11 protein-coding genes are annotated in these 12,092 nt (G+C 60.3%); 8 read left to right on the top strand and 3 right to left on the bottom strand.

The window, feature by feature from the left end; all coding sequences use genetic code 11:
• Positions 1-251: 251 nt before the first annotated feature.
• From WBB85_RS10470 to WBB85_RS10485, 4 genes are all read left to right on the top strand, one after another.
• A complete protein-coding gene (locus WBB85_RS10470; protein WP_432638561.1) occupies positions 252-1,766 on the top strand; it encodes a Stealth CR1 domain-containing protein in 1,515 nt (504 codons plus the stop codon).
• Between the two features lie 171 nt (positions 1,767-1,937).
• Positions 1,938-2,105: a hypothetical protein gene (locus WBB85_RS10475; protein ID WP_432638562.1), complete on the top strand. Its 168-nt coding sequence runs from the start codon at positions 1,938-1,940 to the stop codon at positions 2,103-2,105.
• A gap of 83 nt (positions 2,106-2,188) precedes the next feature.
• Positions 2,189-3,259, top strand: a complete 1,071-nt coding sequence (locus WBB85_RS10480; protein WP_432638563.1) for a flagellar motor switch protein FliG — start codon at positions 2,189-2,191, stop codon at positions 3,257-3,259.
• A 278-nt stretch (positions 3,260-3,537) separates the two neighbouring features.
• Positions 3,538-4,422, top strand: a complete 885-nt coding sequence (locus tag WBB85_RS10485) for a lysophospholipid acyltransferase family protein (protein ID WP_432638564.1) — start codon at positions 3,538-3,540, stop codon at positions 4,420-4,422.
• 12 nt (positions 4,423-4,434) lie between these two features.
• Here the strand turns inward: WBB85_RS10485 and WBB85_RS10490 are convergent, their stop codons facing one another.
• Both WBB85_RS10490 and WBB85_RS10495 read right to left on the bottom strand, forming a co-directional pair.
• A complete protein-coding gene (locus WBB85_RS10490; RefSeq protein ID WP_432638565.1) occupies positions 4,435-5,844 on the bottom strand; it encodes a coniferyl aldehyde dehydrogenase in 1,410 nt (469 codons plus the stop codon).
• Positions 5,845-5,931: 87 nt separating this feature from the next.
• Entirely contained in the window at positions 5,932-6,639 is a 708-nt protein-coding gene (locus tag WBB85_RS10495) for a DUF1223 domain-containing protein (RefSeq protein ID WP_432638566.1), read from the bottom strand.
• 222 nt (positions 6,640-6,861) lie between these two features.
• Here WBB85_RS10495 and acnA point away from each other — a divergent pair, with 222 nt between their 5' ends.
• Positions 6,862-9,555: an aconitate hydratase AcnA gene (gene acnA / locus WBB85_RS10500; protein ID WP_432638567.1), complete on the top strand. Its 2,694-nt coding sequence runs from the start codon at positions 6,862-6,864 to the stop codon at positions 9,553-9,555.
• A 157-nt stretch (positions 9,556-9,712) separates the two neighbouring features.
• Here acnA and WBB85_RS10505 read toward each other — a convergent pair whose 3' ends face one another.
• On the bottom strand, positions 9,713-10,021 hold the full coding sequence (locus tag WBB85_RS10505; protein WP_432638568.1) for a hypothetical protein: 309 nt from the start codon (positions 10,019-10,021) through the stop codon (positions 9,713-9,715).
• 157 nt (positions 10,022-10,178) lie between these two features.
• Here WBB85_RS10505 and ccmA point away from each other — a divergent pair, with 157 nt between their 5' ends.
• The 3 genes from ccmA to ccmC all read left to right on the top strand — a co-directional run.
• Positions 10,179-10,805 (top strand): heme ABC exporter ATP-binding protein CcmA, encoded by a 627-nt coding sequence (ccmA, locus tag WBB85_RS10510; RefSeq protein ID WP_432638571.1) that lies wholly within the window; start codon positions 10,179-10,181, stop codon positions 10,803-10,805.
• Positions 10,806-10,884: 79 nt separating this feature from the next.
• Positions 10,885-11,541 carry a heme exporter protein CcmB gene (gene ccmB / locus WBB85_RS10515; protein ID WP_432638569.1) on the top strand — a complete coding sequence of 219 codons (657 nt, stop codon included), beginning with the start codon at positions 10,885-10,887 and terminating at the stop codon, positions 11,539-11,541.
• Positions 11,542-11,597: 56 nt separating this feature from the next.
• The coding region (gene ccmC / locus WBB85_RS10520) for a heme ABC transporter permease CcmC (protein ID WP_432638570.1) at positions 11,598-12,092 on the top strand (495 nt) is incomplete at its 3' end.

Raw genomic sequence — 12,092 nt, forward strand, 5'->3', positions numbered from 1 at the left:
GCTAAGTAGAATTCCTCGGCAAACCCAATATCAAAATGGGCTTGAGACACCAAAATGTCGGCAAAAAACACAAAAGCACCTGAGCCTGCAATTCTTTCTCTATCAATCGACCATGCAGTCGGGCCAAATTCCGCCCATCGGGCCTTGATAGGCGATTTCTTTTTGCAATCTGGAGCGTTGAGAATATCGTTCTATAATGCCTTAAGATAACAAAAACGAAAGAAGATGGCTCATTGATGAGGGAGCGCTCGATGCTTACAGTACGTGACATTCAGAGACCCGTGATTGAAGCGTTGTTGCGTTATTCAAGGCAGGTGGGCGCACAGGTATACTTGGCAGATTCCGTGATGTCCGCACGGCCAACTTTTTGGTTTTGCGGAACGCCAATTCAGAGGTCAGAAGTTCTTTCTCTATTAAGATCTCAAAAAATTCGTATTTTCGGGCTACAAGGCCAAAAGAGAGTTGCCTTCAACCCTGACATGCGAGCAGCAGAGCACGCTATACTATATCAAAAACGCGCCAACAACAATGGCATAGTCATTCACGGTGCTTCTTCAGGAATTGAGGTTGCATTTTGCTTTCACGACGAGTCGTCTGATTCATGGAGAACTTCTCGAGCTGGATTGGAAAGCGATGCACGTCGTTCCTATTTGGAGAGTCTCGATGAAACTCAGTTTTTAGGCGTTCGACTGCCCGAACTAAGAGGTGCCAAAGCGCTTCGAAAGCAGCGTGAAGCACAACAATCTGTCGACCTTGTTTATACATGGGTTGATGGGAGCGATCCGGCGTGGCAGAAAAGGAGAATAAAGGAAGAAGAACGACTTGGTCGCTTCACCTACACAAAAGATGCTACACATTCGTCGCGCTATAACTCGCAAAGTGAGCTGCTATTTTCTGTACGATCAGCTTTTAGATATTTTGTGAATATTGGGTCTGTATATATCGTCACCGATCAGCAGATACCAGATTTTTTAGGGGATCTATTGGATAAAGTCACTATCATCGATCACTCGGATATCTTCCCTGAATCCAGCATGCTCCCAAGTTTTAACTCCCACTCAATTGAAGCCAATTTGCATAGGATTCCGGGACTCCGTGAGTACTATCTCTACTTGAATGATGATGTTGCTTTCTCAAGCGCCATGTCTTCTTCAGACTTCTTCGACGAGTATGGCCGCATCCGTCAATTCTACTCCAACGCAGCGAGCTTGCCCGCTGAAACCGATCCTGACGATTTTGCGGTCAATACATCTGGAATCAACAATCGAAACCTAATATTTAAAAAATTTGGTCTATACCCCTTTAGGAAGTTCAGGCATGTCGCACTTCCAACAAGGAAATCGATCATGGAAGAGATGGAGCGCGAGCTTCCTGCCGCATGGTCTGCAACCTTGCCAAATCGGTTTCGATCTCCAAATGACTATTCCATAGCGGGAGCTTTATTCCAACAATACGCAGCGGCGACCGGGAGGGCTATCCCCGGCGGTATGAAATACGGCTATTTTGACTCAGCAAAACCGGAGAGTGCGGAAGCCGCAAAAGAGCTACAGCAAGATGATTGGGTACGCCCGCAGATGTTTTGCGTTAACGACACTCTTGACACTGAAGAATCTGAATTAACAAAGGAAAGAATTCTTGAAATAGTCGATAGGTTAATATCCGAAGAAGACGGAATAGTTGAGAATTTTAAAAATAACGATGTCAGCTCAAGGCGAAGATTCTATTTTTTCGGTCCTCGCGCCAAGCCTCCTGGGCTGGACATATAAGGTTCCGTCTGGCCGCAGCAAACAACATGAGCGCTCATGATGAATTGATCGCAATGACGTAGGAATACTACAGAAACACGTTTATGTGAATACGAGGACGCTCTGGCAGGTTTTGTTTGCCCGAACGCCTTCTGACTGGCACACTTCGCCCCAGACAGGATGGAGGATGCCATGCCGATGAAGTCTCTGATCGCAGCACTCGCCCTTGTTGCGGGGCTCATGCCGGGGGCGCTTTTGGCCCAGGGCTGCAATCACGGTGATAGACAGGCCCAGATCAGCTGTGCCGACGGCACCGCCTGGGATGTAGCCACGCAAAGCTGCGTCACGGTCGGAAGCTAGGGCCCCGAAAGGCCCGCGCGTAACCGCGCCTTAACCCGTATCTGAGAGCCTTCCTCCGAAGCCCTAGCCGGAGGAAGCGGATCATGACGGCCCTGACACCCCTGTCGCGCCCTCAGGGCAATCCCATATCCGGTCGTCCGCTCACCCCGCCCGCCATGACCGGTCGTCAAAAGGCTGCAATCATCGTCCGGCTGCTGTTGTCCGAGGGCGGCGAGTTGCGCCTGCGCGATCTTCCCGATCACCTTCAGGCGGCCCTGACTGAACAGATGGGCTCCATGCGCTCGGTCGACCGCGATACGCTGCGCAATGTGGTGGAGGAATTTCTGACACGGCTGGAATCGGTGGGTCTTTCCTTCCCCGGTGGCATCGACGGCGCATTGCAGATGCTCGACGGCCATATCTCGGCCACCGCCGCCAGCCGGTTGAAGCGGCTGGCCAGCGCCTCGGCCAAGGCCGATCCCTGGGACCGGATCGCCGCCCTTGACCCGGAAAAACTGCTGCCGGTCCTGACCGATGAAAGCGTCGAGGTGGGCGCGGTTATGCTGTCCAAGCTCGCCGTTGCGCGCGCGGCAGAACTTTTGGGCAAACTGCCCGGCGACCGCGCCCGCCGCATCGCCTATGCGGTCAGCCAGACCGGCAATATCGACCCGGAAACCGTGCGCCAGATCGGCCTCTCGCTGGTCGGCCAGCTGGAGGCGCAGCCGGTTCGGGCCTTTGAAACCGACCCCGTGGAACGCGTCGGCGCGATCCTGAACTTCTCGCCCGCAGCGACACGGGACGACGTGCTTCAGGGCCTGACCGAGACCGACACCGATTTCGCCACGCAAGTGCGCCGCGCGATCTTCACGTTCGCCGACATTCCCGCCCGGATCGAGGGGCGCGATATCTCCAAGGTCGTGCGCGGTGTGGATCAGGCGACACTGATCAACGCGCTGGCCGGTGCGGCGGGCGATAACGATACCGCAGCGGCAGAGTTCATCCTGTCGAATATGTCGCAGCGCATGGCAGCGTCACTCCGCGAAGAGATGGCAGAGCGCGGCAAGGTCAAGGAAAAGGATGCCGAGGCCGCGATGACCACGATTATCGTCGCGGTCCGCGATCTGGAAAGCACGGGCGAGATTGTGCTGAAGGTCGATGAACAGGATGAAACCTGACCTCCGGGAGGAGGTCGCGACAGACCGGAAACCGATGAGGCGGCATTCTGCCCATCGCCGACCGCAGGGCGGGCGTCATTTCGCCATCACGTTTCAGCTATTAACCTGTAGGAAAAACACTTACTTTTCAATTTAATTCAATAATTTAAGACTTCTGCGTGGGTCCGGCGCGCGGCAAGAACCCGCCGTCACGCTTGTGATAACTCACGCCCACCTTTATGTCTGGCGACGACAAGCGTCGGCCTGATCATGGGACGCCGTGTACGTAACGAGGACCCATGGCCCGCAAGAGGCGAAACCGTAAACGGACATCGACCCGGCGCGACAAGGTGACGGATTTCGTGTTTCGCATGCTGCTCGCCCTCGCGCGGGCCTTGCCTTATCAGGTTCGTGTTCCTGTCGTGGGCTGGATCATCTCACGGATTGTGGCACCCTTTGCCGGTTGGCGTGGCCGGGTCCGTGAAAATCTGGCGCTGGTCCGGCCTGACCTGCCCGCCGCTGAAGTCCGGCGGCTGATGCGTGCCGTGCCTGACAATGTCGGGCGCACCATGATCGAACTCTATTCGGGCGACGATTTCATCAATCGGGTGCGTGACCTGCCGATTGAGGGACCCGGCGCAGAAGCGCTTGAGGCGGCCCATCGCGAGGGGCGCTCGGTCATCCTCGCCACCGGGCATTTTGGCAATTACGACGTTGCCCGCGCCGCCCTGATCGCGCGTGGTTACCGTGTTGGCGCCCTGTTCAGGCCGATGAAGAACCGGCTCTTCAACCGACACTATCGCAATACGATTTCGCAGATCGGCAAGCCGCTCTTTCCGCGTCGTCGGCGCGGACTGGGCGCGATGATCAAGTTCCTGCGCTCGGGCGGCATGCTCGGCCTCTTGATGGATCAGCATATGGCGCATGGCGAACCGCTGACCTTCCTTGGCCACACCGCCCATACCGCGACCTCGGCCGCCGATCTCGCGTTGAAATACAAGGCCGATCTGATCCCGATCTACGGCGTCCGCCAGCCCGACGGGTTAAGCTTCCGGATCGAAACCGAGGCGCCGATCCCGCATACGGATGCGGTAACGATGACCCAGGCGATCAATGACAGCCTTGAGCGGCTCGTGAACCGCCATATGGACCAGTGGTTCTGGATCCACCGGCGCTGGAAGTGATCCGCGCGGCCCTCAGCGCATCATGTAGCGCGCGAACAGTTTCGCGAACCGACCGCCGGGGCGGCCCAGCGGAATGAGGCTGCGGCGGGGTTCCTCGAACACGCCTTTCGCATGGCTCATCGCATCAAACCCCGCCCGGCCATGATAGGCACCGATCCCGCTTTGACCGACCCCGCCGAAGGGCAGATCATCGACGGCGTAGTGGGTCATCACCCCGTTGACGGTGACATTGCCGCTGCTGGTATTGCGAAGGATATGATCCCGCACCGCGCGGTCATCTGAATAAAGGTAGAGGGCGAGCGGTTTTGGGCCTGACGCAACATTGCCGATCGCCTCATCGATCTCAACATAAGTCAGTATCGGCAGGATCGGACCAAAGATTTCTTCCGTCAGAAGCCGCGATTCCGGTGGCGCGTTGAGAACGATGGTGGGGCCAATGCCCCCATCCTGCGGCCCCGTTTCGATCACCCTGGCGCCCATGTCGCGGGCTTCGTCGAGCAGCGACTGAAGGCGATCTGAGTGCCGCGCAGAAATGATACCGCAGGGCCCTGAACGCCGCGCGGAAACGGCATATTTGCGCTTCATCTCAGCACCAAGACGGTCGGCGAAGGCTGCCGCGTCTTCTTCGTGCACCAGCACATAATCCGGTGCGATGCAGGTCTGCCCGGCATTGGCGATCTTGCCAAAGGCGATATCGCGCGCGGCCTTGGCGAAATCGGCGTCGCGCGCAAGGATGACCGGCGACTTGCCCCCCAGTTCCAATGTGACCGGCACAAGGTTGTCGGCTGCCGCACGCATGACCTTGCGTCCGACCCCGGTCGAGCCGGTGAAGAAGAGGTGATCGAAGGGCAGGCCCGCGAAGGCTGCGCCGGTTTCGGCATCGCCCTCCACCACGACGACCTGAGCCGGGTCGAACGCGTTCCGCACCAGCGCCGCGATCTGCCGCGACGATTCGGGGGCGAGTTCGGAAGGTTTCAGCATCACCCGGTTCCCGGCCGCCAATGCCGTCGCGAGTGGCATCAGCGACAGGCCGAACGGATAGTTCCAAGGCGCCATGATGCCGACCACGCCCAAGGGATCGCGCAGTATCCGCGCCCGGCCGGGCCAGAGTGTGATCGGCACAGACCGCCGTTCCGGCTGCATCCAGCGGCGCAGATGGCGGCGCATTTGATTGATCCCCTGCACGACCGGCCCGACATCAAGGATCAGTGTATCTTCGGCCGGGCGGGCACCGAAATCGGCCGCGGCCGCGCGCACGAAATCGCGCCGATGCGCCTGGATCGCCTTTTTCAGCTTCAGAAGGTCTGCGCGCCGTGCATCAAGGTCCGGGGCCCCTGCCCCAGCCTGCGCCAACCGCTGATTGGCCAGAAACGCCTCCAAGTGCACGCGAAGCCCGGAATCCGATCCGTTGTCCAATGCCACCTCCGACAGACGCCATATCCCCGCAGCTATGATTGGGGTGCCGCAACTGTCAATGAAGGCGCGAAACGACGTTGCGGAACCCGAGGGTCAGCGCAGTTGTGCCGCGGCGAGGATCGGACCGGGACCGTTTTCCTGAATGATCACGACCACCGCATCATCCCCCGGCGCCTTGAGGCTGAGCGACAGGTCGCTGGTTCCGTCCCAGTTTGCCACACGGCTCCAGTCCGTCACCACATTGGCATAATCGATCGTGCGACCGGCATTCTCGCCCCGCCCGATCTGCACCCGGGCGTGGGGCGTGTAGCGCACCAGTTGCACCACCGCCTTGGTCGCGAGTGGCGCTGTGGACCGGGCCCTGACCTTCACGGTGCCACCCTTGCGGTCGATATCCAGCGACACCGTGCTTTTCTTGGCGGCAAAGCGTTTGATAAGCGCATTGAGTTCAGCCGGACGGGCACCGATCAGGTGATCCATGCCCCCGACGATCATCTGCGGCGTATAGACCGTACGTGCGCCTGCAAAGCGTGCATAGCCGCGCTGGCGGTCGGAATATTGCGGATTGGCGAAGTCGTCCTTCCAGCCGATATAATCCCAGTAATCGACATGCAGCCCCAAAGCGATCACATCGTCACGCTTGGCAAGACCGCCAAGCAGCTTGTCGGCTGGCGGGCAAGACGAACAGCCCTGCGATGTGTAAAGCTCTACAACGACTGGATTGTCGCTGGCCGATTGGGCGAAAACGCCCCCCGCAAGGCCAAGCCAAAGGCAGGCCGCGGCGCTGATGATCCTGCGCATGTTCTTTGTTCCGTATCCCCTAGTCCCCACCTTGGTAGTCAAACCGATCGCACTTGGCCAATCAAGGTTTTGCGAGACTCTGTGACAGGATCGGTGCACGCCCTTGTCATTCATTGTGCACAATTGTATACAACGACTGTATTTCCTTGATCAGCCCTTGCCGTTACGGCACAAGTCGGGCCGAGAGAGACCGAGCACACCCCACCGACAAGGGAGATCCCGATGCCCATCGTTACCGGCAAGGACACAGCCAAGACGCGCAAGACACTGACCGCTGGTGGCAAGTCTGTCAGCTACTACTCTATCCCGGCGGCCGAGGCGGCCGGTCTGGGTGACTTCTCGCGCCTCCCTGCGGCGCTGAAGGTGGTGCTGGAGAACATGCTGCGCTTCGAGGATGGTGGCCGCACCGTGTCCGTGGACGACATCAAGGCGTTTTCCGACTGGGGCAAACAAGGTGGCAAGAACCCGCGCGAGATTGCCTATCGCCCTGCCCGCGTGCTGATGCAGGACTTCACCGTCGTCCCCGCCGTTGTCGACCTTGCCGCAATGCGCGACGGCATCAAAGCGCTGGGCGGCGACGCGCAGAAGATCAACCCGCTGAACCCGGTCGACCTCGTCATCGACCATTCGGTGATGATCGACGAATTCGGCAATCCCCGCGCCTTCCAGATGAATGTGGACCGCGAATATGAGCGGAACATGGAGCGGTATGTCTTCCTCAAATGGGGTCAGAACGCCTTCCAGAACTTCCGCGTCGTGCCGCCCGGCACCGGCATCTGCCATCAGGTCAACCTCGAATACCTCGCCCAGACGGTCTGGACCGATACCGACCAGAATGGCGAGACGGTCGCCTATCCCGATACGCTTGTGGGCACCGACAGCCACACCACGATGGTCAACGGCCTTGCCGTCCTCGGCTGGGGCGTCGGCGGGATCGAGGCCGAGGCCGCGATGCTGGGGCAGCCCGTGTCGATGCTGATCCCCGAGGTTGTGGGCTTCAAGCTGACCGGCGAGATGCTGGAAGGCACCACCGCCACCGACCTCGTCCTCAAGGTCGTCGAGATGCTCAGGAAGCACGGCGTTGTTGGCAAATTCGTCGAGTTCTACGGGCCGGGCCTTGACCACCTGCCGCTGGCCGACCGCGCGACCATCGCCAATATGGCCCCCGAATACGGTGCCACCTGCGGTTTCTTCCCGATTGACGGCGAAACTCTGCGCTATCTCGAACAGACCGGCCGCGACAAGGACCGCGTCGCGATGGTTGAGGCTTATGCCAAGGAAAACGGCTTCTGGCGCGGGGCGGATTACGATCCGGTCTATACCTCGACGCTGGAACTCGACATGTCGACCATCGTCCCGGCGATCTCGGGCCCGAAACGTCCGCAGGATTTCGTGGCCCTTACCGCCGCGAAATCCGCCTTCGCGAAAGAGATGGACGCCACCTTCAAGCGCCCGCAGGGCAAGGAAGTGGCTGTGAAGGGCGAGGATTACACCATGTCCTCGGGCAAGGTCGTCATCGCGTCGATCACCTCCTGCACCAACACCTCGAACCCTTACGTGATGATCGGTGCTGGCCTTGTGGCGCGAAAAGCCCGCGAACTGGGGTTGAACCGCAAGCCGTGGGTCAAGACCTCGCTCGCCCCCGGCTCTCAGGTCGTCAGCGAGTATCTAGAGGCGGCCGGTCTGCAGGAAGACCTCGACGCGGTCGGCTTCAACCTTGTCGGTTATGGCTGCACCACCTGCATCGGCAATTCGGGCCCCCTGCAGCCCGAGATTTCCGCCGCGATCAACGAAGGCGATCTGGTGGCGACTGCTGTCCTTTCCGGCAACCGCAACTTCGAAGGCCGGATCAGCCCGGATGTGCGCGCGAACTACCTCGCCTCGCCGCCCCTCGTCGTGGCTTACGCGCTGGCAGGTGACATGAATATCGACCTGACGACGGAACCCCTGGGCACCGGCAAGGATGGCCAGCCGGTTTATCTGAAGGACATCTGGCCCTCGAACAAGGAAATCGCCGATCTGGTGCACAAGACCGTCACCCGCGAGGCGTTCCTCAAGAAATACGCCGATGTCTTCAAGGGCGACGCCAAATGGCAGGACGTGAAGGTCACGGAATCCGAGACCTATGACTGGCCGCCAACCTCCACCTATATCCAGAACCCGCCTTATTTCCGAGGCATGGGCAAGGACAAGGGCAAGATCAGCGATCTGAAAGACGCCCGCATCCTCGCGCTTCTGGGCGACATGATCACCACCGACCACATCAGCCCGGCCGGCTCGTTCAAGGATACGACGCCCGCGGGCAAGTATCTGATCGACCGTCAGGTTCCCACGCGCGAATTCAACTCCTATGGCTCGCGGCGCGGCAATCATGAGGTGATGATGCGCGGCACCTTCGCCAATATCCGCATCAAGAACGAGATGCTGGACGGCGTCGAAGGCGGCTATACGCTCGGCCCCGACGGGCAACAGACCTCAATCTATGATGCGTCGATGGAATATCAGGCCGCAGGCACGCCCCTGATCGTCTTCGGCGGCATCGAATATGGCGCGGGCTCCAGCCGGGACTGGGCGGCCAAGGGCACCAGCCTTCTGGGCGTCAAGGCGGTCATCGCGGAGTCGTTCGAGCGCATCCACCGGTCGAACCTTGTCGGCATGGGCGTCATCCCGTTCGAATTCACCGGCGGCGACAATCGCAAGACGCTGGGCCTGAAAGGCGATGAGGTGATCTCCATCGCCGGGCTTGAGGGCGACCTGAAACCGCTGGCCGAAGTGCCCTGCACCATCCGCTATGCCGACGGGACCGAGAAGACGATCCGGATCAAGTGCCGGATCGATACCGAGGTCGAGATCGAATATGTCGAAAACGGCGGCGTGCTGCACTATGTGCTGAGGAACCTCGCCAAAGCAGGCTGAACGGGACCGGGCATCCTGAACGCATTCAGAACGGAAAAGGGCCGTGGCAAAAGATGCCGCGGCCCTTTTTTTGTTCAGGCCTCATCGGAGGCCGCAATACGCGCAGAATTGGTAAAGCGATTCTCAAAACACAGCAAAGCCCACAAACCCGCGACAGTCACTTGCAGCGATTGATCTCCGGTTCGAAATGATCCGATTTATCCGTGACCGTTGTCGCCTTGCCAGGGATTCGCCGATCCTGGGATTCCCCTTGTTTTTCAATGATTTTGCCAATTGGGGAAATCCTTACTTTGCGCAAATGAAATTGGCGGATATCAAATTCGGCATGAGAGCGATTGTTTGTAGACTTCCATTTGTACCGAGTATGCCATGGCTTGAAGCGGCTGGCTTGCTCTTGTTGATTGCCGTAACACGCGCAGGGTGACGGCCAGCCGCCGCGAGGAGCAGCTACCTCGCGGCGGCTCACTATCTTTCACCGGTTTGAACGGCAGAGCCGTGACGGTGTTTGCAAGCGGGCCATGTGCCCTGGCCGCCGTGCAGGCCGGTGCGAAATCCGTGCTGCCGCAAATCCGACCCTCTATTGACCCTTTGCCTCGGGACAAGGATCGGCTACCCCGATGGCCATGATGCTTTCTGTCCACGACCTTGCCGTCGCGCGCGGCGGTATCACCATCCTCGACGGCGTCTCGCTGACGCTCGGGGCGGGGGCTGCATTGGTGCTGCGGGGCCCGAACGGGATCGGCAAGACGACGCTGCTTCGGACCATTGCCGGGCTGCAGCCCGCCATTGCGGGCCAGGCCCTTCTGCCAGCCGAAGGGGCCGCCTATTCGGGCCATGCCGACGGGCTGAAGGCCACGCTGACCGTGACCGAAAACCTGACCTTCTGGGCGCGCATCTACGGGCAACGTGACATCGCCCCGGCGCTCAGGGCGATGAATCTCGAAACCCTCGCCGACCGCGATGCCCAGAACCTCTCGGCCGGACAGAAGCGCCGCCTTGGCCTTGCCCGCCTTCTTGTCACCGGCCGCCGCCTCTGGCTGCTGGACGAACCCACCGTCTCGCTCGACACGGCCTCTGTCGCGCTCTTCGCCGATGCGGTCCGCGCCCATCTGAAGGTAGGCGGCGCGGCGCTGATGGCGACCCATATCGACCTCGGTCTTGATGAGGCGACACTGCTCGACCTGACCCCGTTCCGCGCAAAGTCCCCCGCACCGGGACAGGGCGGCGGCTTTGACGAGGCCTTCGCATGACACCTCATTTCATCTTGGCCCAAATACCTCGGGGTCCGGGGCAGCGCCCCGGGTCTCTCGGCAAGCAGAGCGTTCGCCAATGTTAGCGCTTCTCTCCCGCGACCTGCGCCTTGCGACCCGCTCGGGCGGCGGCTTTGGCCTGTCGCTGGCCTTCTTCCTCATCGTCATCGTGCTCGTGCCCTTCGGCGTCGGGCCCGAGGGCGGCATGCTTGCCCGCATCGCCCCCGGCATCCTCTGGGTCGGCGCGCTTCTGGCCTGTCTCCTGTCGCTCGACCGCATCTTCGCGCTGGACCGCGAGGATGGCTCGCTTGACCTTCTGGCCACCGCGCCGATCCCGCTGGAAGGGGTGGTTGCCGTCAAGGGGCTGGCGCATTGGCTGGCGACCGGCCTGCCGCTGACGCTGGCAGCCCCAATCCTCGGCGTCCTGCTGAACCTGCCGCCAGCCGGGTTTCTGTGGCTGACCGTCTCGCTCCTCATCGGAACGCCTGCGCTTTCGGTCATCGGCACCTTCGGCGCGGCCCTTACGGTCGGGCTGAAGCGTGGCGGGCTGCTTCTCTCGCTTCTGGTCCTGCCGCTTTACATCCCGACGCTGATCTTCGGGGCCGAGGCCGCCAAACGCGGCGCCGAGGGGCTGGCCACCGCCACACCGCTTTTGATGCTGGCCGGGATCACCGCCGGAACCGTCGCCATCCTGCCCTTCGCCGCGGCTGCGGCAATCCGCGTCAATCAGCGCTAGGGCCTGGCATGTTATGAATATTGAGGACCAAGGCCGGAAGGGCTAGTCAGGGCACCATGTCGATCTGGGAATACGCGAACCCGAAGAAATTCATGCAGACTTCGTCCTGGGCCTTGCCCTGGGTGACGGGGCTTGCCGTGCTCACCTTGCTGACGGGTCTTGTCTGGGGCTTCTTCTTCACGCCCGACGATTTCCGTCAGGGGTCGACCGTCAAGATCATCTACATCCATGTGCCTTCGGCGATGATGGCAATCAATGCCTGGGCGATGATGCTGGTCACATCGCTTGTCTGGCTGATCCGCCGCCACCACGTCTCGGTACTGGCGGCCAAGGCGGCAGCCCCCATCGGCATCACCATGACGATGATCGCGCTCTTTACGGGCGCGATCTGGGGTCAACCGATGTGGGGGACCTGGTGGGCCTGGGACCCGCGTCTGACCTCGTTCCTGATCCTCTTCCTCTTCTATCTCGGCTATATCGCGCTCTGGGAGGCGGTGGACGACCCCGATACGGCCGCTGACCTGACCTCGGTCCTCTGCCTTGTCGGTTCG

This window comes from Albidovulum sp. (assembly GCF_049646345.1).
Taxonomy (GTDB): domain Bacteria; phylum Pseudomonadota; class Alphaproteobacteria; order Rhodobacterales; family Rhodobacteraceae; genus Albidovulum.

Bases quoted from the DNA above. Each gene is read 5' to 3' on its own strand.
- ccmA (WP_432638571.1), top strand. From the start codon at position 10,179: ATGATGCTTTCTGTCCACGACCTTGCCGTCGCGCGCGGCGGTATCACC.
- WBB85_RS10480 (WP_432638563.1), top strand. From the start codon at position 2,189: ATGACGGCCCTGACACCCCTGTCGCGCCCTCAGGGCAATCCCATATCC.
- ccmB (WP_432638569.1), top strand. From the start codon at position 10,885: ATGTTAGCGCTTCTCTCCCGCGACCTGCGCCTTGCGACCCGCTCGGGC.
- WBB85_RS10495 (WP_432638566.1), bottom strand. From the start codon at position 6,639: ATGCGCAGGATCATCAGCGCCGCGGCCTGCCTTTGGCTTGGCCTTGCG.
- WBB85_RS10470 (WP_432638561.1), top strand. From the start codon at position 252: ATGCTTACAGTACGTGACATTCAGAGACCCGTGATTGAAGCGTTGTTG.
- WBB85_RS10485 (WP_432638564.1), top strand. From the start codon at position 3,538: ATGGCCCGCAAGAGGCGAAACCGTAAACGGACATCGACCCGGCGCGAC.
- WBB85_RS10475 (WP_432638562.1), top strand. From the start codon at position 1,938: ATGCCGATGAAGTCTCTGATCGCAGCACTCGCCCTTGTTGCGGGGCTC.
- acnA (WP_432638567.1), top strand. From the start codon at position 6,862: ATGCCCATCGTTACCGGCAAGGACACAGCCAAGACGCGCAAGACACTG.